Consider the following 22,452-nt stretch of genomic DNA (forward strand, 5'->3'; position numbering starts at 1 on the left):
CGAGTCGAGACGCGCCGCCCAGCGGCGGGAAAGGCTGATCCGATGACGTGGAACTTGCGCTCGCCCGCCGCCCGCGCCCGGCCGAGATCAGCCGCATCCTCCCTTCGGGCGGGGTTGTGTAGTTTGGGAGCCGCTCGGCCCGACGTTCCCGAGCGAATGTCCGTGAGAACCGGCGCCACTTGTCGACCACGGGTCATGGACCTCCTCGCAAAGAGCAGGAGCCGCACAAGACGGTGAACCGGCCCCTAGGACCAGGTTCGATCATGCTTCCTCCCTTCCCTCAAGGGGTCCTGGTAGCAATCGCCGGCGTCGGGCTCACGTCACCAGTTCCGCGTCGCCAAGCCGCCGACACGCCGGGCCCTCGGTGCCGAACAGGGCCTGCCAGTCCTCGGCGATATGCTCGCCCATTCCCACGCCACCGGCTCGGGCACCCACACCGGCAGGCCGATCGCCTTCAGCCGGGCGGCGAGGACGCCTCCCGGGGAATTCGGAAACCACCGAGAAGCGGAAACCCTTGATAACGGGGTCATCGGCCGAAAGTACGCCTGATGGGCGGACGATCAGCCAGGGCGGAACGGACCGTTCAGCCGATGAACCGCCGTCGCCTCCTGCGGCACGATCGGGGGCATGACGGACATGAGCGTGCGCCGGGGAAGAGCGGGATGGCTGGTGGCCGCGCTCGTCGGGCTCGGCGTCGTGCCGGTGCTCGCCGGCGGCCTACGCCTGGCCGAGCTGACCGGCGGCGCGGCGGCCACGCCGGACAGCGCGCGGTTCTTCGCCGCCCCCGTCCCCATCGTGCTGCACATCATCGGCGTGAGCGTGTACACCGTTCTGGGCGCCTTCCAGTTCGTCCCCCGGCTGCGCCGTGGAAGCCCCGGCTGGCACCGCGTCGCCGGGCGGCTGCTGGTCCCGTGCGGGCTCGTCGCGGCGCTCACCGGGCTGTGGATGACGTTCTTCTCCGCCCTCCCGGATCATGACGGCCCGCTTCTCGCCGCCTTCAGGCTGGTGTTCGGCACGGCCATGGCGGCGTCCGTCGTGCTCGGCCTCGTCGCGGTCCGGCGGCGGGACCTCGGGCGGCACCGCGCCTGGATGATCCGCGGTTACGCGATCGGCCTGGGCGCGGGTACGCAGGCGCTGACCCAGCTGCCCTGGTACCTGATCGTCGGCACCCCCGGCGAGCTCGCCAGGGCGCTGCTCCCGGGCGCCGGCTGGGTGATCAACATGGCCGTGGCCGAATGGGTCATCAGGAGACGGCCGGCCCGGTTCAGCTCCTGACCCGGTTGGTCGTAGGCCCACTTGGCGATCTCGACGCGGTGTCTCATCCTCCCGGCCGGTGAGCGCCTCGATCGGGCGCACCGGCGGCGCGGCGGGTCCCGTACGGGCGAAGGCCCTGAGTGTGCCCGGCGGTGGCATGCCCAGCGCGTACGACCAGGTCGAGCCCACCACGCTGTCGGCGCTGCTCAAGAAGGGCAGCAAGAGCGAGAACACGGTCACCGGCACCTTCAAGGACCTGCGCAAGGTGTCCGCCGTGTTCTCCCTCTCCAACCTCGCTCCTGGGCCTCGGACACACAGTCTCCTACAAGCTGACGCCCAACTCGGCCGGCCTGTTCAGCATGCTGTGGAGCTCGTACACGGCCAAAGGCGTCTCGGAGTGCTACTGAAGAATTCGAGGGCAGCACCGCCGTCGCCGACACCCGCTACACCGGCTTGGGCGCCAAGGTGTCGATCAAGATGCCCGCCCCCCAAGACCGTCACCGAGTGAGCGTGTTCCGGGCGTCGCGACGGGCGCGGGCGTGGACACGTACGGCGCCGGCCGCGCAGACACCCTCGCGCTGATCCGCCGTCACCACTCCTTTCTCGCCTGTAGTGTGCGCTGACCAGCTCGCCGCGTCTCCGCAACCCGCACCACGCAGGGGACGCGTGACGAGCGCGGCCTGCGGCTCGGCGTCCATCCCGAGGCGTGGCCGGTTACCGCCCGCTCTACCTGCATACCTACACCCGTGTGGAGGGGCGGAGGAGTTCTGGAGCTCGCTGACCGAGCCTGTGTTCGACGCCCGCGACGGCGACCCGGAGCACCTCCAGACCGTGCACTTCGAGATCATCTTGTCGTGGCGGTTCGGTACGCTCGCCGCTGATCAACTTCGCGCGAGAGGCTGCCGATGTTCCGTCTCTTGGCCATCCTGGCGGCCACCGCGCCGACCTTCTTATCCGTCCTGATGCTCCGCAGCTTCGGCCCGCAGTTCGGCTCCATACTGGCCTGCCAGGCGATCGCCGTCGCCGCATTCCTGCGGACCCGCCCGGAGCAGCGGGTGCCATGGCCTCGGGCGGTCATCTGGAGCGCGGTCGTGCTGCTCGCGCTCGTCCAGACCCTGGCCAGGAACACCCCCACCAGCGACGTCGGCTGCTACGCGGACACGAAGGGGACCTGGGCGCTGGCCTTCTACCACCTCGACACCGCCCACGGCCTCTACTACTGGGTCTCGGCCGCCTCCCGGACTCGCCTGCTCGATCGGTCCTAGTCGATGTTCCGCCTCCTCGCCATCCTGGCCGCCGCCGCGCCGAGTTTCCTGCTCTCCCTGCACCCCGGAACGTTCTGCGGCTGGGCTCCGGCCACATGGCCTGAGCCGACCCCGCTGCGCGCGGCGATCTGGGACTCCGCCTTATGGACCGTCCCCGTGCTGCCGGCCGCGCTGGCGTTGCTCGCCATCTGGGCGCCACGACGGTTCCCGGTGCTCGGCGCGATCACCGCGGCGGTGTCGCTGGCGATCAACGCGCCCACGCTCGTCATCCCCTACACGACCCCCTGCGGCCCGCAGCTCGCTCCCTGGATGTCGCTCGTGTGCCAGGCGGTCGTGGTCGTCGCCCTCCTGCTGGCGCGCGGGGAGCGGCGGGCGCCCCTGTCCCGGCTACGGGCAGCCTGCTGGACGGGCATCGTGCTCATCCTGTTCGCCAGAATCGCGCTGGCCGTGCTCATCGCCACCCAATCCGGCGGCCTCCCCGGCTGCCAGCGCAGCTCGAAGGCCCATGGGCGGAGGTCTCCGACCACCTGTCCTCCGCTGAGCGGGCCGGCCTGGTGCTCCGCGCGACGCCGACGGCACCACCATCCGCTTTCGCCATCCCCTGATCCGCGCCGCCGTCTACCAGCGGGCGCCGCTCGGGCAACGCCTCGCCGTCCACCGCGTGCTCGCCGCCGCCCTCGGCTCACCCGAGCACGCCGCCCGCCGGGCCTGGCAGCTGGCCGCCGCCACCGGCGCCGACAGCGCGGCCGGCTCGTCACGTCCGCGTGAGCCCAGCCGGGCGTCAGGACGGTGCCGCGACAGCCGCGGCGACGGCAGGCAGGGATCGAGCGTCGGTGAACCCTGCGATCAAGCGCGCGGCCCCAGGAACAGGCCACCACTGGCGTCGATGACCTGACCGGTGATCCAGCGCGCGGCGTCGGAGGCGAGGAACGCGACCACGTCGGCGACGTCGTCGGGCCCGCCCAGGCGATCGAGCGCCGTCGATCCGGCGATGAGCTCGGCCAGGCCCGGCGTTTCGAAGGCCGATCCGTTGGTCGCCGTCCGGGTGGCGCCGGGAGCGACCGCGTTCACCGTGATTCCCCGGCCTCCGAGCTCGTTGGCCAAGGTCATGCTCATCGTCTCGACCGCGCCCTTGGTCATGGCGAAGGACGTCTGGGCGGGGTTGGCCATCCGGGTCGCCACGGACGAGATCGTGACGATGCGGCCACCGTCGCGGAGCAGTGGCAATGCCCGCTGGATGATGAAGTACGGCGCTCGCACGTTCACCGCGAAGAGGTGGTCGAACTCCGTCCGCGTCGTGACTCCGAGCGGGCCGGCGGGCGCGGCCGCCGCGTTGTTGACCAGGATGTCGAGGGGCCGCCCGGCCAGGCCGGCCTCGACTCCCGCGAAGAGCGTCTCGACGTCGTCGTCCACGCCCAGCTCTGCCCCGACGGCGAGCGCGGTTCCACCGCCACGTTCGATCTCGTCGACCGTGGCCATCGCGCCGTCCTCGTCCGTGCCGAAATGCACGATGACCATCGCCCCCTTGGCCGCCAGCCGGGCCGCGATCGCCTGTCCGATGCCCCGCGACGCGCCGGTCACGAGAGCCGTTCTGCCGGTCAGATCACTCATGCCCACACCCAATCTGTTAGCTACCACCAAAGTGGTAGTTGCTACCACTGCGGTAGTGTCTATCACATGCCCAACCAGCACTCCACATTGCGAGCGCGACGGCGAACCCAGACACAGCGCGTGATCCAGGCGCACGCGGTACGGCTGTTCACCGAGCGCGGATACGACGTCACAACCGTGACCGACGTCGCCGAAGCCGCGGGTGTGTCGCCCATGACCGTGTACCGGCACTTCCCCACCAAGGAGGACCTCGTGCTCGTCGACCAGCACGGTCAGCTCGTCGCCGAGCGGATCGCCGCGTCGTCCGCCGAGCAGCCCCTGGTCCGCCGCATCGGCAGCGCGCTCATCGACTCGGCCGCGACGTTGACCGGCGGCCACGAAGACGACCTGACGGCGGACAAGCAGTTCCTGCTCGCCCGCCTCCGGCTCATGATCTCGACGCCGGCCTTGCGGGCCAAGCACCTGGACAACCACTACGCCCTTCAGCGGGCGATCGTCGACGCCCTCGGGGACGACGCCACCGATCTCGACGCGGCGTTCCACGCCCAGGCGGCGGCCAGCGCCTGCCTGGCCGCCCTGCACACGGCATTGGTGCGCTGGGCCGAGGACGACGGACGAACCGAGCTGCCCGACCTGATCGCAAGGGCGCTCGCTGCCGTCTTCGGCGATGACATCGTCGAACCCACCAGCGGCACGAACCCCTCGTAGCCCATCGGGCGCGCAGGGCGCCGATGACAGAGTGCCTGACGGCCTCGGTGGGGAACCCGGGACCCCGGCCCGTACGTCCTCACCTTGTCGACCACAATCCAGCGAAATGGGGCCCCATGCGCAGCGCGCTCTTCGGGAACCTGGACTCCCAGCAGGTGCCCGGTACCTTCGCCCTGCAGAACTCCAAGATGCTCGTCGTCCACCTTCCCCCCGAGGTGCTCGCCCGCCAGGGCTCCATGGTGGCCTTCCAGGGCCAGATGGACTTCGGTTACGAGGGCGGCGGCGTCGGCAAGATGTTCAAGAAGATGGTGACGGGCGAGGGCGCGCCGCTCATGCGCGTCACGGGGCAGGGCAGGTTGTTCCTCGCCGACAACGCCGACGACATCCACCTGTTCTACCTGGAGAACGAGGCGTTGACCGTCAACGGCCGCAACCTGCTGGCCCTGGACGCCCACCTCACCTGGGACATCCAGCGGGTGCAGGGGGCGGGCGTCGCCGCGGGCGGCCTGTTCAACACGACGATCAAGGGCACCGGCTGGGTCGCGGTCACCGCGCACGGCACGCCCGTGCTGCTCGACGCCTCGCAGGCGCCGACCTACGCCGACGGCCAGTCGGCCGTGTGCTGGAGCGCCGGCCTGCACGTGGGCGTCAACCGCACGTTCAAGGCCGGCGCGCTGATCGGCCGCGGCAGCGGCGAGGCCATGCAGCTCGCCTTCCAGGGACAGGGGTTCGTCCTGGTGCAGGCCAGCGAGGGCCCGCCCATCGTCCAGCCCAAGTGACCGCATGAAGAAGGCCACCCCTCGGCGGAGGGGTGGCCTTCTTGCGCGGGGTGGAGCTATGGGGATTCGAACCCCAGACCTCCTCCATGCCATGGAGGCGCGCTACCAACTGCGCTATAGCCCCTGGTCACCGCTCCGAGACTGCTCGAAGTCCGCTCGAAGACGGCGCTCGGGAAGCATATAGCCATCCGTACGATTCGCCTAATCGGCGAACGGGCGCGAACCCGTACGGCCGCGGCCGTACGGGTTCGTCAGACCTGGGTCTCGGGACGGTCGTCGCTGCTGATCGGCTCCGGCAGCGTGCCCGCGTTGTGCTCCAGCAGGCGCCAGCCCTTGCGCCCCTCCTGCAGCACGGACCACGAACAGTTGCCGAGCCCGCCCAGGGCGGGCCAGAGCTCCTCGGGCAGGCCGAGCAGCTCGCAGATCCCGAGCCGCAGCGCGGCGCCGTGCGAGACGACGACGAGCAGGCCGTCGTCGTCGACCTCGGCGGCCCAGCGGCGCATGGCGGCGGCGACCCGCGCGGCGACGTCGCCGACGGGCTCGCCGTCCGGCGCCTCCCACGCCACGTACTCCTCGGGCCAGCGGGCGGCGATCTCGTCGCGGGTCAACCCCTCCCACTGCCCGCCGCCCCGCTCGCGGAAGGCCTTGTCGACGGCCACGTCGAGGCCGACGACCCGGCCGAGCGCGAGCGCGGTGTCGTTGGCGCGCTGCAGGTCGGAGGAGACGATGAGAGTCGGGCGCAGGGACGCCAGCAGCGAGGCCGCCCTGGCCGCCTGGGCCACGCCGGTCTCGTCCAGGGGGATGTCGGAGTGGCCCTGGAAGCGGTGCTCGACGTTCCACAACGTCTGCCCGTGCCGGAGGCAGACGATCCGCTTGCTCAAGTGCGCGCTCGCTGGATGTTGGCCTGCAGCACGCTCTCCGGCAGGCCGATCGGCGGACAGTCCTTCCACAGCCGCTCCAGGGCGTAGAAGGTGCGGTCCTCCTCATGCTGGACGTGCACGACGATGTCGAGATAGTCGAGGAGCACCCAGCGGCCCTCCCGCTCGCCCTCGCGGCGCACCGGCTTGGCGTCGGCCTCGGTGCGCAGCCGGTCCTCGATCTCGTCGACGATGGCCCGGACCTGGCGGTCGTTGGTGGCGGAGCAGAGCAGGAAGGCGTCGGTGATGACGAGCTGCTCGCTCACGTCGTAGGCGAGGATGTCATCGGCCAGCTTGTCGGCCGCGGCCTCGGCGGCGATCCGGACGAGCTGGACGGCTCTCTCAGAAGCGGTCACGATGCGGGTCTGTCCTCCTGTGTCGGCAGTATGCCCTACCTTGAGCCTACCCTTTCCGACGTCACTCCTCCGGCTCGCGGTACAGGCCGCGCTTGTTGATGTACTGGACGATGCCGTCGGGCACCAGATACCAGATCGGCTCGCCCATCGCGACGCGCTGCCGGCACTCCGACGAGGAGATGGCCAGCGCCGGGATCTCCAGCAGCGTCACCTTGCCCCCGGGCAGGCCGGGGTCGTGCAGCGTGTGCCCCGGCCTGGTGCAGCCGACGAAGTGGGCCAGCTCGAACAACAGGTCGGCGTTCTGCCAGGTGAGGATGGCGCCGAGGGCGTCCGCGCCGGTGATGAAGTACAGCTCCGTGTCGGGCCCGTGGATCTGCGCGATGTCGCGCAGGGTGTCGATGGTGAACGTCGGCCCGGGCCGGTCGATGTCGACCCGGCTCACCGAGAAGCGCGGGTTGGACGCGGTCGCGATCACCGTCATCAGGTAACGGTCCTCGGGCGCCGACACCTCGCGCTCCGACTTCTGGTACGGCCGCCCGGTCGGCACGAAGACGACCTCGTCCAGCTGGAAGTGGTGGGCCACCTCGCTGGCGGCCACCAGGTGACCGTGATGGATGGGGTCGAACGTGCCTCCCATGACACCTACACGCCGTTTCCCATCGACACTGGGGGCATTCATCATGAATCGGACCCTACGCGGAGGGGGTGTCCCGCCCGACGGCACCCCCCTTCGCGATGCCCGCGCGTCGCCCCCGATGCGGACGTAGCATGCCGGGCATGACGACCACCCCGGACCGCAACCGCGTCCAACTGCCCGGCATCTCGTCCCGTGCCTACGAACACCCCGCAGACCGGTCCGCCCTGGTCGCTCTGCGTAAGTTGAGTGGGTTCGACACGGTTCTAAAGCAGATGTCCGGCCTCATCAGTGAGCGGCGGCTGCGCCTGATGTATCTCGCGTCGGCCGTGCGAGTGAGCGAGACCCAGTTCCGCTCACTCCACGACATGGGCCGCGACGCCGCCTACACGCTGGACCTGCACCGCATCCCCGAGATCTACGTCCAGCAGGACCCGCAGGTGCAGGCCAAGGCCATCGGCTTCGACGACCCGTTCATCGTCGTGACCACCGGTCTGCTCAACCTGATGAACCAGGAGGAGCAGCGCTTCGTCATCGGCCACGAGACCTCCCACATCCTGTCGGGGCACGCGGTCTACCGGACGATGCTCGACATCCTCACCCGGCTGGCCACCCGCGTCGCCTGGATCCCCCTCGGCTACATCGGCCTGCGGGCGATCGTCGCGGGCCTGGAGGAGTGGTACCGCAAGTCGGAGCTGTCGTCCGACCGCGGCGGCCTGCTCACCGGCCAGGACCCGGAGGCGGCCAAGCGCGCGCTGATGAAGCTCGCCGGCGGCGACTACACCCACGAGATGAACATCGAGGCCTTCCTCGAGCAGTACAACGAGTACGACACCGCAGGAGACCTCCGCGACGGATTCCTCAAGGTCCTCAACCTGCTCGGCACCACCCACCCGTTCGCCGTGGTGCGCGTGGCCGAGCTCGACAAGTGGCAGCGCAGCGGCGAGTACGACCGCATCCTGGCCGGCGACTACCCGCGCCGCGAGGACGACGCCGGCGCCAGGGTCACCGACGAGGTCAAGGCGGCGGCCGAGTCCTACCGCGCGTCCTGGTCGCAGTCGCAGGACCCGTTCATCGGCGTGCTGCGCGACGTGGCCGAGGGCGCCGTCAACGCAGGCGAGCGCATCTTCAACCGCTTCTCCCGCCGCGACGGCGGCCAGGGCTGACCCGCCGGCCGGCGGGCGGCGTGCCCCCCGTCAGAGCAGCAGGGCGATCGCGCGCACGGCGGCCGCGCACAGGGCGACGAACCCGCCCAGCACGGCCAGTGCGCGCAGCCCCTCCCTGCGCAGCTCCGGAAGCCGGGCGCCGACCCGCTCGATCTCGCGGCCGGTGATCCCACCGCACAGCATCCCGAACACCACGCCGGCGGCGGTCACCGGCGCGGCCTGCTGCCACCAGTCGGAGTGGATCTCGCCGCCCCCCGTGAGCCAGAGCGCCCCGCCCGCCGCCACCGCGACGGGCACACCCGGCCAGACCACCGCGGTCACGGCCGACCCGGCCAGCGCGATCGGGAAGAGCAGCACCCGCAGCGCGATCCGCCACCGCCGCGACGGGCGCTTCCTGACCAGCCAGTGACTCGTCCAGACGGTCCGCGTCAGCACCACGAACACCGCCGTGATGCCGATGGAGGCGATCGGCCACATCACCGACGCCACCACACACGGCACGGCCAGCACGGCGAGCAGCATCAGCGCCGCGCTCCCGGCCGGCAGCCCGGTGCCGCCCGGCTCCTCACCGCTCGCGGCCCGTCCGCCGCGCCCTCGCGCCGTCCCGATGGCGGCCCTGGCCCGGGCGCGCGCGGCTCCTTCGACCGCGCGGGCGCGCGCCCTGGCGTCCGTACGGCCGCGCGGCGCGGGCACCGCGGCGCCGTCCACGGCGGTCCGGGTCCGCACCCCCTCCCCGGTGGCACGGCCGCGCCCGGACTCGGCCGCGGCCCGGCTCCTGGCGCTCTCGGCGCTCGCCCGGCTGCGCGCGCTCTCGCCGGTGGCCCGCCCGCGCGTCGTGTCCGCAGCGGCCCGGCCCCGCGGCGCGGGCACCTCGCCCTCACGCCGGGCACCTCCGTCCGTGCCGGCCGAACGCCCGCGCGCCGGAACGTCGGCGCCACCCGCCCCCGCGCCCCGCCCGCGCGCGGCGCCCTCGGCACCGCTCACACCCGCACCCCTGCCGCGCGCGGGGACGTCGGCCCCTCCCCCGCCGGAGACCCGCCCACGAGCAGCACCGTCAGCGGCTGCCGTGCCGCCGCCGGTGGTCCGCCCGCGTGCCGCCGCGTCCGCCGTGCGGCCACGGGGATCGGTGTCCCCTCCCGCCCGGGCTCGGGCGGCCGCGTCGGCCCGCCCGCGGGCCGGCACGTCACCACCCGGCCTGGGCCGCGGCCCGGAGCCCCGGCCGTCCTCGCCCGGCGCCTTGCGCGGCGCGGGCGGCTTGGCCTCCTCACCGGCACGTCCGCGCGGCTCCCCGGGACGGCCGCGTCCCTCGGCACGCCCCCGCGCCTCGCCCGGCCGCTCCCGCGTCTCCTCCGCGACCGGCGCCGCCAGCAGACCGGCGGGCGCACCCGAGGCGTCGGGCACCCCGGTCGCCTTGGCCAGCCGCGACAGGCGGTCGGCCAGCAGCGCCGCCGTGGGCCGCTTGGCCGGCTCCCGGTTGAGCGCGGCCCGCACCAGCGGCAGCAGCGCCACCGGCACGCCCTTGAGGTCGGCCCGTCCGTTCAGCACCGCGTACATCTGCGCCTCGGCCGTGCCCCGCCCGAACGCGGGCCGCCCGGTCGCGGCGAACGCCACCGTCGCCGCCCAGGCGTGGATGTCGGCCGGCGAGTCGACCTGCTCGTCGGCGAAGATCTCCGGCGCGGTGTAGCCGGGCGTGCCGAGGAAGGTGCCCGTCATGGTGAGCCGGGTCGCGTCGTGCACCTGTGCGATGCCGAAGTCGATGAGCACGGGCCCGTCGGCGCCCATGATGATGTTGGCCGGCTTCAGGTCGCGGTGGACGACACCGGCCGCGTGGATGATGGCCAGCGCGGCGGCGATGCCCTGCGCGAGCTGCACGAGCTGCGGCAGGTCGAGCGGCCCGTCCTGGCGGACCCGGTCGAGCAGCGTGACGCCCTCGATGTTCTCCATCACCAGGTAGGGGCGGGCGCAGCCGAGGTCGGCGTCGAGTACCCTCGCGACGTACGGGCTCTCGACCCGCCGGAGGGCGCGAACTTCGCGCTCAAGCCGAATACGGGACGAATCATCTTCGGTGAGCTCGTGCAGGACCTTGAGTGCGACTCGTTCGCCGCGCCGGGAGCTGGCGAGGTAGACCTCGCCCATGCCGCCCCGGCCGAGCCGCTCGAGCAAGGCGTACGGCCCGACCTTGCCGAGCTTGCTCACCGTCCCTCCCTGCTCGGCGTGCCCATAAGGGGCACAACCCTAGCGGGAGGGAGGCCCGTCGTGTCCGAGGCGCGCCGAAGCTTTATCGGCGGGCGTGTTCGGACAGCATGGTGTCCAGGCGGGCCGTGGGCTCCTGCGACAGGTCCCGGCGGCGGCCCGTCCTGCGCCAGTGGACGTGGCCGCGGCGCTCCAGCCAGAGCAGCAGACGGTCGGCGCCGAACAGGACGGCCGCCGAGAAGGCCAGCGCGATGACGATCTCCATGCCCACAGCCAAGCCGAACCCGGCGGCCCGGCCACGCCGACACGCCGACGCCTGCCGTAATCGGGTCAGCCGGCCGACCCGGCGATGACCGTGCCCTCGGCGGTGCGCAGGTGACCCTCGCCGGTGTAGACCCACTTGGTCGAGGTCAGCTCCGGCAGCCCCATCGGCCCGCGGGCGTGCAGCTTCTGCGTGGAGATGCCGATCTCCGCGCCGAACCCGAACTCGCCCCCGTCGGTGAACCTGGTCGAGGCGTTGACCGCCACGGCCGCCGAGTCGACCAGCGACACGAACCTGCGGGCCGCCTGCTGCGACCGGGTGACGATGGCGTCGGTGTGGCCCGAGCCGTACTTCCTGATGTGCGCCACGGCGTCCTCCAGCGAGTCGACCACGGCGGCGGCGATGTCGAGCGAGAGGTACTCGGCGAGGAAGTCGTCCTCGGTGACGGGCACGACGCCGTCGCCGTGACCGGCGATCCGCTCGTCGCCGTGCACGGTCACGCCCGCCTCCCTGAGCGCCGCCAGCGCCTTGGGCACGAACCGGTCGGCCACGCCGGCGTGCACCAGGAACGTCTCGGCCGCGTTGCACACCGACGGCCGCTGCGCCTTGGCGTTGACCAGGATCTCCACGGCCAGGTCCACGTCGGCCTCGGCGTCCACGTACACGTGGCAGTTGCCCACCCCGGTCTCGATGACCGGCACGGTCGACTCCTCGACCACCGAGTTGATCAGCGAGGCGCCGCCACGCGGGATCAGCACGTCGACCAGCCCCCGCGCCCGCATCAGCTCCTTGACCGAGTCGCGGGTGAGCCCCGGCACGAGCTGCACGGCGCCCGCCGGCACCTCGGTCGCCTCCAGCGCCTCCTGCATGACCCGTACGAGGGCCGTGTTGGAGGAGTAGGCGCTGGAGGAGCCGCGCAGCAGCACCGCGTTGCCGCTCTTGAGGCAGAGCGCGGCGGCATCCACGGTGACGTTGGGACGGCCCTCGTAGATGATGCCGATCACGCCTAGCGGCACCCGGAGCTGGCGCAGCTCCAGCCCGTTGGGCAGCGTGCCGCCGCGCACGACCTCGCCGACCGGATCGGGCAGGTCGGCCACCTGCCGCACGGCCTCGGCGATGGCCGCGATCCGGCCCTCGTCGAGCCGCAGCCGATCGATCATCGCCTCGGCGGTGCCCTGCGCGCGGGCCTGCTCGACGTCCTTGGCATTGGCCTCGACGATCGCGGCGGCGTTCGCCACCAGGGCGTCGGCGATGGCGCGCAACGCCCGGTCCTTGGGCGCCCGCGGCAGCGGGGCCAGCTCGGCGGCGGCCTCCCGTGCCGCGCGGGCGACCTTCAGGAACTCCTCGGACATCACACGCTCCTCGTTGTCGTACCGCTCGTGGGACGCCGTCCGTCGCCGCCCCACCCACTCACCGACCCGGCCACCGGACCGCCGCCGGAGCACCCCGTGCACCGGCGGCGAACCGAGCGCCCGGCAACACCGGCCGCACCCGCACCCGCCGGCCGCGACAGCCCCGGCCGCGACAGCCCCGACCGCCGCCTGGGACGACGGCACGACGACCTGCCGCCTGCCGGACGACAGCCCCTCCAGGCGGACCGGCTCGGGCGACGCCTGCCGCCGTGACCGGTCGCACCCCGGCGCCGCCAGGTCAGCTGTGGGCTTCCAGTATGACGATGTCGTCGCGGTGGATCAGCTCACGTTCATATTCCGGACCGAGCTCGCTGGCCAGCTCCCGCGTGGACCGTCCCAGCAGCCCGGGGATCTCCCCCGCGTCGAAGTTGACCAGCCCGCGGGCCACGACCGCCCCACGCGGCGCGCACAGGTCGACCGGGTCGCCCGCGGCGAACTCGCCCTCCACCGAGGTGACCCCGGCGGGCAGCAGCGACTTGCGGCGGTCCACGATCGCCTCGACCGCCCCGGCGTCCAGGTGCAGCCGCCCGCGCCCCGTCGTGGCGTGCGCCAGCCACAGCAGCCGGGTGCCGGGGTGACGGCCGCCCGGGTGGAAGTAGGTGCCCACGTCGGCCCCGGCGAGCGCCTGCGCGGCGTGCGCGGCGGCGGTCAGCACGACGGGCACGCCGGCCCCGGTGGCGATGCGCGCCGCCTGGACCTTGGTGACCATGCCGCCCGTGCCGACCGCAGCGCCGTTGCGGCCCAGCTCGACGCCCGCGAGGTCCTCGGGGCCGCGGACCTCGGCCAGCCGCCGCGAGCCGCTGCGGCTCGGCGGCCCGTCGTAGAGGGCGTCGACGTCGGACAGCAGCACCAGCGCGTCGGCGTGGATGAGGTGGGCGACCAGCGCCGCGAGCCGGTCGTTGTCGCCGAAGCGGATCTCGTCGGTGGCGACGGTGTCGTTCTCGTTGACGATCGGCATGATGCCGAGCTCCAGCAGCCGGTTGAGGGTCCGCTGGGCGTTGGCGTGGTGGGCACGGCGCATCATGTCGTCGGCGGTCAGCAGCACCTGGCCGACGCGCAGGCCGTAGCGGGCGAAGGAGGAGGTGTAGCGGGCGACGAGCACGCCCTGACCGACGGACGCGGCGGCCTGCTGGGTGGCGAGATCGCGCGGTCGCGTGCTCAGCCCGAGCGGGCCGAGGCCCGCGGCGATCGCTCCGGAGGAGACGAGCACGATCTGCGTGCCGCTCAGGCGGCGCGCGGCCAGGACGTCGGCCAGCGCGTCCACCCGGTCGACGTCGATCATGCCCTGGGGTGTGGTGAGCGACGACGAGCCGACCTTGACGACGACCTTCGACGCTGCGCTGATCCGTTCCCGCACGACCGAAACCCTATCCCTCTTCCTACCCGAGCCGGCTGTCGGTGCCGCGCGGCCCCTGGTGCACGGACTCGGCGCTCAGCGTGGGCTGCCAGTCGAAGACGTAGCCGCCCTCCATGGACCCGATGATGACCTCGGCGCCCGCGGTGGCGCCGGCCTTGACCAGCTCCTCCTCGACGCCGAGCCGTTCCAGCCGGTCGGCGAGGTAGCCGACGGCCTCGTCGTTGGTGAAGTCGGTCTGCCTGATCCAGCGCTCGGGCTTCTCGCCGGTGACCTGGAACTGGTTGTCGTTGACCTTCCGCACGCTGAACCCGGCCTCGCCGAGCTGCCTGGGCCTGATGACCAGGCGCGTCGGCTCCTCGACCGGCTTGGCCGCCCGCGCGGCGGCCACCCACTCGCCCATCGCGTACGTCAGCTCGCGCAGCCCGGCGCGCGTGGCGGCGGAGATCGTGAAAACCTGGAGCCCCCGCTCCTCGAACTCGGACCTGACCAACTCGGCCAGCTCGGCGGCGTCGGGCACGTCCGCCTTGTTCAGCACCACCATCCGGGGACGGCCCTCCAGCTTGCCGTACGCCTGGAGCTCCGCCTCGATCACCTCGTAGTCGGTGACGGGGTCACGACCCGGCTCCATGGTGGCGCAGTCGATGACGTGCACCAGCATGTCGCAGCGCTCGACGTGGCGCAGGAACTCGTGCCCGAGGCCCTTGCCCTGGGAGGCGCCCGGGATCAGGCCCGGCACGTCGGCGACGGTGAACACCGTCTCGCCCGCCGTGACCACGCCGAGGTTGGGGATCAGCGTCGTGAACGGATAGTCGGCGATCTTGGGCCGGGCGGCGCTCAGCGCGGCGATCAGCGACGACTTCCCTGCGCTGGGGAACCCGACGAGGGCCACGTCGGCGACGCTCTTGAGCTCCAGCATGACGTCGAGGCCGTCGCCCGGCTCGCCGAGCAGCGCGAACCCCGGCGCCTTGCGCTTGGCGCTGGCCAGCGCGGCGTTGCCCAGCCCGCCGTGGCCGCCCTTGGCGATCACGTAGCGGGTGCCCGCGCCGACGAGGTCGACCAGCACCTCTCCGGTGTCGGCGTCCTTGACGACGGTGCCGTTGGGCACCGGCAGCACGACGTCCCCGCCGTTCGCGCCGTCACGGTTGGAGCCCTGCCCCTGCTTGCCGTTCTCGGCCTTGCGGTGGGGGCGGCGGTGGTAGTCGAGCAGGGTGGCGGTGTTGGGGTCCACCTCCAGGATCACGTCGCCGCCGCGCCCGCCGTTGCCGCCGTCGGGGCCGCCGAGCGGCTTGAACTTCTCCCGGTGGACAGAGGCGCAGCCGTTCCCCCCGTCACCGGCCCTGACGTGCAGGATGACCTGGTCCACGAAGTCCGGCATGCTGGCCTCTCCTTTACGCCCCCGCTGGGGCTCTTTCCTACTCCACGGACGGGGCGTCCCCGTCCCGTCACGGCCCTCGGAGCCGCGCTCCGCCATCCCGGACCGCCGCGCCCACAGGCAGGCCGCTCCGCGACCGGCGCCGCCGACGGCAGAGCCGCGATCCGCGTCCATGACACCCGCCGGAGGAACCCCACAGCAGGGAACACCCGGCGGCGGCGCTTCCCCCGGCGACCGGCCCGGCATGAGCGCCGGCCTCCCCCTGAGCGGAAACCCCCCGAGAACACACAAAGGGGTGGATCGCCACCGATCCACCCCTGTGCTAACGCTTACCGGCGGCGGATTACTCCGCGACCGGGACGATGCTCACGGCCTTGCGGCCGCGCTTGAGGCCGAACTGCACGTGACCCGCGGTCAGTGCGAACAGCGTGTCGTCGCCACCACGGCCGACGTTGTCGCCGGGGTGGAAGTGGGTGCCACGCTGGCGGACGATGATCTCGCCCGCGTTGACCAGCTGGCCGCCGAAGCGCTTGACGCCCAGGCGCTGAGCGTTGGAGTCACGGCCGTTCCGGGTGGACGACGCGCCCTTCTTGTGTGCCATCTCTCAAACTCCCGATCAGGCCTGGTCGATACCGGTGATCTTCACCTGGGTGTACCGCTGACGGTGACCCTGGCGCTTCTTGTAACCGGTCTTGTTCTTGTACTTGAGGATCCGGATCTTCGGGCCCTTGGTCTCGCCGAGGATCTCGGCGCTCACCATGAACTTGCCCGCCTCCGTGGTCACATCGCCGTCGTTGACGACGAGCACCGTCGGCAGCGAAATCGAAGAGCCGACCTCGCCGGCGACCTTGTCCACCTCGAGGACGTCACCGACGGAGACCTTCTGCTGCCTGCCGCCGCAACGAACGATCGCGTACACCGCGGAACCCTTCTACTGTCTACTGCTGCGATCTTCGGTCCTCCCGGACGGGAGGACCGTTGACTGCCGAGTGCTGCGCCCGCACCCGCATCCTGTCTGGAACCAACGAACCGAGTGGGCGCGCCAACAGGGCACGTCACCTGACGCACCGATCCACTAGGTTACCGGATTAACGGTGTCCTAGGCGAACCGGACGGATCGTCGGACCGCCCCCCAAGACCACTCAGTGGTGCTACTCGGAGGACTTGGCTCGGCGGGAGCGTCGCCGCCCCCTGCCGGAAGTCTGACCGGCCTGGTCGTCCTCTGCGGGGACGTCATCAAGCGCACCGGTCACGGTATCACGACCGGCGGAGTCCTTCGCCGCGGAAACCTTGTCGGCCTTGTCGCCGGTCTTCTCGGCGACCGCCTTCTCGACCGCCATCTTGCCCTGCGTGCCCCGCGACTCGGACTTGGACTCCACCGGCTCGGTGGAGACGATGAGCCCGCGGCCGTTGCAGCACTCGCACGGCGTGGAGAACGCCTCCAGCAGCCCCTGGCCGACCCGCTTGCGCGTCATCTGCACCAGGCCCAGCGAGGTGACCTCGGCCACCTGGTGCTTGGTCCTGTCGCGTGCCAGGCACTCCAGCATCCGGCGCAGCACCAGGTCGCGGTTGGACTCCAGCACCATGTCGATGAAGTCGATGACGATGATGCCGCCGATGTCGCGCAACCTGAGCTGGCGGACGATCTCCTCGGCCGCCTCCAGGTTGTTGCGGGTGACGGTCTCCTCGAGGTTGCCGCCCTGGCCGGTGAACTTTCCGGTGTTGACGTCGACGACGGTCATCGCCTCGGTGCGGTCGATCACCAGCGAGCCGCCGCTGGGCAGCCACACCTTGCGCTCCATCGCCTTGCCGAGCTGCTCGTCGATCCGGTACGACTCGAACACGTCGCCCTGCTCGCCGTCCCACTTGGACAGGCGGTCGGTCAGGTGCGGCGCGACGTACTTGACGTACTCGTCGACCGTCTCCCAGGCGCCCTCGCCCTGCACCACGAGAGAGCTGAAGTCCTCGTTGAAGACGTCGCGCACCACCCGGACGGTCAGGTCGGGCTCGGCCGAGAGCAGCTCGGGCGGGCTGGCCGACTTGGCCTTCCGCTGGATGTTCTCCCACTGGGCCGACAGGCGCGCGACGTCGCGGGCCAGCTCGTCCTCCGAGGCGCCCTCGGCGGCCGTGCGCACGATGACGCCGGCGTTCTCGGGCATGACCTTCTTGAGGATGCTCTTGAGCCGCGTGCGCTCCTTGTCGGGCAGCTTGCGGCTGATGCCGGTCATCGAGCCGTCGGGCACGTAGACCAGGTAGCGGCCGGGCAGGCTGATCTGCGAGGTCAGGCGGGCGCCCTTGTGGCCGATCGGGTCCTTGGTGACCTGCACCAGCACCGACTGGCCGGACTTCAGCGCCGACTCGATGCGCTTGGGCTGGCCCTCCATGCCGGCGGTGTCGAAGTTGACCTCACCGGCGTACAGGACGGCGTTGCGGCCCTTGCCGATGTCGACGAACGCCGCCTCCATCGACGGCAGCACGTTCTGCACCTTGCCGAGGTAGACGTTGCCCACGTAGGACTGGCTGGCCTCGCGGTTGACGTAGTGCTCGACGAGCACCCCGTCCTCCAGCACCGCGATCTGCGTGCGGTCACCCTGGCGGCGCACCACCATCATGCGGTCGACCGACTCGCGCCGGGCCAGGAACTCCGACTCGGTGATGATCGGCGGACGCCTGCGGCCCAGCTCACGGCCCTCGCGGCGGCGCTGCTTCTTGGCCTCCAGGCGGGTGGAGCCGCGCACGCTCTGCACGCCGTCGGCGGAGGTGTCGAGCGCGGTGGCGCGGCCCGAGCGGGGCGCGCGGATGCGGACGACCGTGTTGGGCGGGTCGTCGGCGACCGGCTCTGCCCCGTCGTCGGAGCCGCGGCGCCGGCGACGGCGGCGCCGGCGCGAGCTGGAGACCTCCTCTTCCTGGGTCTCCTCCGCCTGGTCCTCGTCGCCGTCGTCGTCCTGATCGTCGGAGTCGTCGGCCTCGTCACGCTCGCGCTGCTTGCCGCGCCCCCTGCCGCCGCGGCGGCGGCGCCGGCGACGGCTGCCGCTCTCGTCCTCGTCCTGCTCGTCGGCGGTGTCGTCCTCGTCCTCGACCACGGTCTCGTCGGCGGGTTCCTCGGCCTCGGCCACGGGCTCCGGCTCGACGCGCGCGGGCTTGGCGACGGGCTTGGCCACGGGCGTGGCCTGGCTCGGGTCGGGCGCCTGGAACAGCGGCGCGAAGATGGCGGCGGGCCGCTGGACCGCGGCGCCGGGCTCGTCATGCCTGCGCGTCGCCGACAGACCGAACGGGTCTGCCAGCAGGCTCGGCCGGTCGAGGTCCTCGTCGAGGTCCTCACCCGCGGGCTCGTCGTCGAGCGGCTCGTCCTCGGGCAGCACGTCGATGACGTCGTCGTCCTCGGCGGCGGCGACGGGCTGCTCCTCGACGGGCTCCGGCTCGGCCTTCTTGCGCGTGCGGCGCCGCTTCGGCGCGGCGCTCTCCTCGGCGGCCTGCTCGCTTTCAAGACTGCCGGCCTGACCGACCTGCGCGGCGGTGTCCTGTGCGACGACGGCCTGGGCGGGGGCGTCGGGCGTGGCGGTGCCTCCGGCGGCCTGTACGGCCTGCCCCGAGTCCTGGACGGCCGCGCCGGTCGCCGCCTGCTCCCCGCCGCCGGCGGGCTCCTCCGCGGCCTCTGCGGCCTTCTTGCCGGTGCGCCGGCGTGGCGTGGTCGCCGTCGACCTGGTGCGGGTGGCCCTCTTGGGCTTGGTCTCGGCAGCCGGCTCAGCGGTGCCCTCGGCGGCACCCGCCGCCACGGCGTCCGCGACACCCGCCGCGGCGGTCACCTGCGCCACCGCCTCGGACACGGCGTCGGCCACCGCTTCGGACACGGCCGCCTCGACCGGGCTCCCGGCAGGCGCGGCGGACTCCACCACCGGCGGGGGCGACCCGGCGGGCCGGGACGCCCGGCGGCGCGCGGAACCCGCCGGAGCGGACGCACCCGCCTGCTCCCCCGTGCTGGTGATCACCTGGCCGCCCGTGCCCGCGGCGGCCGCCACGGTCACCGGGGCGGGCGCGTCGGGCACCTCGGGTGGCGGCCCCGCCGGCCTGCTGGCCCTGCGGCGCGGAGCCGTCGTCGACTGTTCTGTTGTTTCGCCGTCAGGGCCAGTGGCCCCGGCGTTGGGCTCGTTCTCGAGCATGCGGGCGCTCTCCCGTCAGCTCCCGGGCGCGTCGCCGCGCCGCGCAGGAGCTCTCGTGTTTCGTTGTCCGCCCCCGCCCCCGTCAAGGAGCATGGGCGCCAAGTCCTGTCAGCGGTCGCGCCTCGCTCTCGCAAGGCGCTCCCTATCCGACGACCTGCTCACTCGCCTGTCCCGGCTCGCCGCCGCGCGTAGTCTCGCGGTCAAGGCCGAACGGGTCGGCAAGCGCACCGGTGCTGGCGTCGAGCGGCCCCTGCGCCAGCCTGGTCACCTCAGGAGGGACCGGCGGCGCGAAGTCGGCCACAAGGCGCAGCCCTGTGAGCACATCGTCGGGTCGAACGGCAGGCGTCATGTGCCGAACAACCATGCGCAGTATGACACACGACTGTCCGGGCACCTGAGCTGCGGTTCTGTCTGTCCCCTCGGGTACCGTCCGCACCACCGCCAGCGTCAGCACGGCCTCCCGCGCGTCGAAGCGACGCGGACCCTTCTTGGTGAGGCGCTCGACCTCCACCGCACCGGCGGCGAGGAACTTCTCCACCGCCACGCCGGCGTGCTCGGGATCGACACCGGCCAGGCGCACCTCCCACTCGGAGGCCTCCAGGCGGTCGGCCAGCCCCCCGGAGCCCGCCTCGACGACGTCGAGCACGTCGATGCCGGGTGGCAGCGAGCCGTCGAGGTCGGCCCGGACACGTTCCGGGTCGCACGGCGTCGTGACGCCGAGTTCGAGGTATTCGGCTTCGCTGGCCACGCCGGTCGGCGCGGCGCCCGCGTAGGAGATCTTCGGGTGGGGCGAGAAACCCGCGCTGTAGGCCACCGGAATGCCGGCACGGCGGACCGCCCTCTCGACGGCCCGCGAGATGTCGCGGTGACTGGTGAAGCGCAGGCGTCCGCGCTTGGCGTAGCGCACACGCAGGCGCTGCACCGTCGGCGCGGGCGGAGGCCCATCGGGAACAGGTTTCAGAGCTTCGTCGTCCTTCCCGTGTCAGAGTGTCTTCGATTCAGAATATGCCGCCCCGCCGTCTGGTCGCCTCCCCCTGTGTACGACTGTGTACGACGAGACACGGCCACGGCCGCCGAACGCGGCTAGACGACCGTCAGGGGAAGGAGCTTGCGGCCGGTGGGACCGATCTGGATCTCGGTGCCCATCGTCGGGCAGACGCCGCAGTCGTAGCAGGGCGTCCACCGGCAGTCCTCGACCTCGGCCCCGGACACGGCGTCCTGCCAGTCCTGCCACAGCCACTCGCGGTCGAGCCCGGCGTCGAGATGGTCCCACGGGAGCACTTCGTTCTCCTCGCGCTCGCGCACGGTGTACCAGTCGACGTCGACGCCGGCCTGCTCGGCGGCGGACATCCACCGCTCGTAGGAGAAGTGCTCGCTCCAGCCGTCGAAGCGCCCGCCGTCCTCCCAGACGGCGCGGATGACGGCCCCCACCCGGCGGTCGCCCCTCGACAGCAGGCCCTCCACGATGGACGGCTTGCCGTCGTGGTAGCGGTAGCCGATGGCCCGGCCGTATTCCTTGTCGCCGCGCAGCGAGTCGCGCAGCGCCTTGAGCCGCCGGTCGACGGTCTCGTGGTCGGCCTGCCCGGCCCACTGGAACGGCGTGTGCGGCTTGGGCACGAAACCGCCGATGGACACGGTGCAGCGGATGTCGCGGGAGCCGGTCACCTCGCGGCCCGCCTTGATGACCTTCTTGGCCAGGTCGGCGATGCCGAGCACGTCCTCGTCGGTCTCGGTGGGCAGCCCGCACATGAAGTAGAGCTTCACCTGCCGCCACCCCTGGGAGTAGGCGGTGGTGACGGTGCGGATGAGGTCTTCCTCGGTGACCATCTTGTTGATCACCTTGCGCATCCGCTCCGAGCCGCCCTCGGGCGCGAGCGTCAGGCCGGAGCGCCGTCCGTTGCGGGAGAACTCGTTGGCCAGGTCGATGTTGAACGCGTCGACGCGGGTGGACGGCAACGACAGCGAGGTGTTGGTGCCCTCGTAGCGGTCGGCCAGCCCCTTGGCCACCTCGCCGATCTCCGAGTGGTCGGCCGACGACAGCGACAGCAGGCCGACCTCGGTGAAACCGGACTCCTTGATGCCGTTCTCGACCATGGCGCCGATCGTGGTGATGGACCGCTCGCGCACCGGCCTGGTGATCATGCCGGCCTGGCAGAACCGGCAGCCGCGCGTGCAGCCGCGGAAGATCTCCACGCTGAACCGCTCGTGCACGGTCTCCGCCAGCGGCACCAGCGGCTTCTTCGGGTAGGGCCACTCGTCGAGGTCCATGACGGTGTGCTTGTGGACCCGCCACGGCACGCCCGGCCGGTTGGGGGCGACCCGCTTGATCCGCCCGTCGGGGTGGTAGTCGACGTCGTAGAACTTCGGCACGTAGACGCCGCCCGACTCCGCCAGCCGCATGAGCAGCTCGTCGCGCCCGCCCGGCCGGCCCTCGGCCTTCCACTCGCGGACCACCTCGCTGACGGCGATCGCGATCTGCTCGCCGTCGCCGAGCACGGCCGCGTCGAGGAAGTCGGCGATCGGCTCGGGGTTGAACGCGGCGTGCCCGCCCGCCAGCACGATCGGGTCGTCGTCGCCGCGGTCGACGGCCCGCAGCGGGATGCCGGCCAGGTCGAGCGCGGTCAGCATGTTGGTGTAGCCGAGCTCGGTGGAGAACGACAGGCCGAGCACGTCGAAGGCGCGCACCGGCCGGTGGGCGTCGACGGTGAACTGCGGCACGCCCTCGGCGCGCATGAGCGCCTCCAGGTCGGGCCAGACGGCGTAGGTGCGCTCGGCGAGGGTCGCGGGCAGCTCGTTGAGGATCTCGTAGAGGATCGCGACGCCCTGGTTGGGCAGGCCGACCTCGTAGGCGTCGGGATACATCAGCGCCCAGCGCACGTCGGCGGAGTCCCAGTCCTTCACGGTCGAGTTGAGCTCACCCCCCACGTACTGGATCGGCTTCTGCACCTTGGGCAGCAGCGCTTCCAGGCGGTGGAAAATCGACTCGACAGGCATACGTCAAGCGTA

20 protein-coding genes and 1 tRNA gene are annotated in these 22,452 nt (G+C 72.0%); 6 read left to right on the top strand and 15 right to left on the bottom strand.

What is annotated here, in order from left to right:
- The first annotated feature begins 627 nt into the window (after positions 1-627).
- The 3 genes from FHU36_RS30615 (at position 628) to FHU36_RS30625 (ending at position 3,287) form a co-directional block, all read left to right on the top strand.
- A complete protein-coding gene (locus tag FHU36_RS30615) occupies positions 628-1,275 on the top strand; it encodes a DUF2306 domain-containing protein (protein WP_221496630.1) in 648 nt (215 codons plus the stop codon).
- Between the two features lie 884 nt (positions 1,276-2,159).
- Positions 2,160-2,519: a hypothetical protein gene (locus FHU36_RS30620; protein WP_185087224.1), complete on the top strand. Its 360-nt coding sequence runs from the start codon at positions 2,160-2,162 to the stop codon at positions 2,517-2,519.
- A gap of 3 nt (positions 2,520-2,522) precedes the next feature.
- Positions 2,523-3,287 carry a hypothetical protein gene (locus FHU36_RS30625; RefSeq protein WP_185087225.1) on the top strand — a complete coding sequence of 255 codons (765 nt, stop codon included), beginning with the start codon at positions 2,523-2,525 and terminating at the stop codon, positions 3,285-3,287.
- A gap of 78 nt (positions 3,288-3,365) precedes the next feature.
- Here FHU36_RS30625 and FHU36_RS30630 read toward each other — a convergent pair whose 3' ends face one another.
- Positions 3,366-4,130: an SDR family oxidoreductase gene (locus FHU36_RS30630; RefSeq protein ID WP_185087226.1), complete on the bottom strand. Its 765-nt coding sequence runs from the start codon at positions 4,128-4,130 to the stop codon at positions 3,366-3,368.
- 120 nt (positions 4,131-4,250) lie between these two features.
- On the opposite strand from FHU36_RS30630, the gene FHU36_RS30635 reads away from it, so the two are divergent.
- Positions 4,251-4,838 (top strand): TetR/AcrR family transcriptional regulator, encoded by a 588-nt coding sequence (locus FHU36_RS30635; RefSeq protein WP_312891926.1) that lies wholly within the window; start codon positions 4,251-4,253, stop codon positions 4,836-4,838.
- Positions 4,839-4,954: 116 nt separating this feature from the next.
- Positions 4,955-5,617, top strand: a complete 663-nt coding sequence (locus tag FHU36_RS30640) for an AIM24 family protein (protein WP_185087228.1) — start codon at positions 4,955-4,957, stop codon at positions 5,615-5,617.
- A gap of 51 nt (positions 5,618-5,668) precedes the next feature.
- Here the strand turns inward: FHU36_RS30640 and FHU36_RS30645 are convergent.
- The 4 genes from FHU36_RS30645 to nadD form a co-directional block, all read right to left on the bottom strand.
- A tRNA-Ala gene (locus FHU36_RS30645) sits at positions 5,669-5,741 on the bottom strand.
- A 127-nt stretch (positions 5,742-5,868) separates the two neighbouring features.
- Positions 5,869-6,498: a histidine phosphatase family protein gene (locus FHU36_RS30650; protein ID WP_185087229.1), complete on the bottom strand. Its 630-nt coding sequence runs from the start codon at positions 6,496-6,498 to the stop codon at positions 5,869-5,871.
- A complete protein-coding gene (rsfS, locus tag FHU36_RS30655; protein ID WP_185087230.1) occupies positions 6,495-6,890 on the bottom strand; it encodes a ribosome silencing factor in 396 nt (131 codons plus the stop codon). The genes FHU36_RS30650 and rsfS overlap by 4 nt, the downstream gene beginning before the upstream one ends.
- Positions 6,891-6,951: 61 nt before the next feature.
- Positions 6,952-7,572 (bottom strand): nicotinate-nucleotide adenylyltransferase, encoded by a 621-nt coding sequence (nadD, locus tag FHU36_RS30660; RefSeq protein ID WP_185087231.1) that lies wholly within the window; start codon positions 7,570-7,572, stop codon positions 6,952-6,954.
- An 86-nt stretch (positions 7,573-7,658) separates the two neighbouring features.
- Here nadD and FHU36_RS30665 point away from each other — a divergent pair, with 86 nt between their 5' ends.
- A complete protein-coding gene (locus FHU36_RS30665) occupies positions 7,659-8,690 on the top strand; it encodes a M48 family metallopeptidase (RefSeq protein WP_185087232.1) in 1,032 nt (343 codons plus the stop codon).
- 30 nt (positions 8,691-8,720) lie between these two features.
- Here the strand turns inward: FHU36_RS30665 and FHU36_RS30670 are convergent, their stop codons facing one another.
- The 10 genes from FHU36_RS30670 to FHU36_RS30715 form a co-directional block, all read right to left on the bottom strand.
- On the bottom strand, positions 8,721-10,886 hold the full coding sequence (locus FHU36_RS30670) for a serine/threonine-protein kinase (protein ID WP_185087233.1): 2,166 nt from the start codon (positions 10,884-10,886) through the stop codon (positions 8,721-8,723).
- A gap of 82 nt (positions 10,887-10,968) precedes the next feature.
- Positions 10,969-11,148 (bottom strand): hypothetical protein, encoded by a 180-nt coding sequence (locus FHU36_RS30675; RefSeq protein WP_185087234.1) that lies wholly within the window; start codon positions 11,146-11,148, stop codon positions 10,969-10,971.
- 65 nt (positions 11,149-11,213) lie between these two features.
- A complete protein-coding gene (locus FHU36_RS30680) occupies positions 11,214-12,497 on the bottom strand; it encodes a glutamate-5-semialdehyde dehydrogenase (protein ID WP_185087235.1) in 1,284 nt (427 codons plus the stop codon).
- 298 nt (positions 12,498-12,795) lie between these two features.
- Complete coding sequence (proB, locus tag FHU36_RS30685; protein WP_312891927.1) at positions 12,796-13,914, bottom strand: glutamate 5-kinase; 1,119 nt, start codon at positions 13,912-13,914, stop codon at positions 12,796-12,798.
- Between the two features lie 22 nt (positions 13,915-13,936).
- Positions 13,937-15,289, bottom strand: a complete 1,353-nt coding sequence (obgE, locus tag FHU36_RS30690) for a GTPase ObgE (protein ID WP_185087236.1) — start codon at positions 15,287-15,289, stop codon at positions 13,937-13,939.
- Positions 15,290-15,629: 340 nt separating this feature from the next.
- Positions 15,630-15,887, bottom strand: a complete 258-nt coding sequence (gene rpmA / locus FHU36_RS30695; RefSeq protein WP_185087237.1) for a 50S ribosomal protein L27 — start codon at positions 15,885-15,887, stop codon at positions 15,630-15,632.
- Positions 15,888-15,902: 15 nt separating this feature from the next.
- A complete protein-coding gene (gene rplU / locus FHU36_RS30700; RefSeq protein ID WP_175588001.1) occupies positions 15,903-16,205 on the bottom strand; it encodes a 50S ribosomal protein L21 in 303 nt (100 codons plus the stop codon).
- Between the two features lie 232 nt (positions 16,206-16,437).
- The gene (locus FHU36_RS30705) at positions 16,438-19,446 is read right to left on the bottom strand and encodes a ribonuclease E/G (RefSeq protein WP_246502611.1); all 3,009 of its coding nucleotides are present in this window, start codon (positions 19,444-19,446) and stop codon (positions 16,438-16,440) included.
- Between the two features lie 142 nt (positions 19,447-19,588).
- Entirely contained in the window at positions 19,589-20,368 is a 780-nt protein-coding gene (locus FHU36_RS30710; RefSeq protein ID WP_185087238.1) for a TIGR03936 family radical SAM-associated protein, read from the bottom strand.
- Positions 20,369-20,529: 161 nt separating this feature from the next.
- The gene (locus FHU36_RS30715; RefSeq protein WP_185087239.1) at positions 20,530-22,440 is read right to left on the bottom strand and encodes a TIGR03960 family B12-binding radical SAM protein; all 1,911 of its coding nucleotides are present in this window, start codon (positions 22,438-22,440) and stop codon (positions 20,530-20,532) included.
- Positions 22,441-22,452 lie beyond the last annotated feature (12 nt).

Origin of the sequence: Nonomuraea muscovyensis (genome assembly GCF_014207745.1) — a bacterium.
In the GTDB taxonomy this organism is placed as follows: Bacteria; Actinomycetota; Actinomycetes; order Streptosporangiales; family Streptosporangiaceae; genus Nonomuraea; species Nonomuraea muscovyensis.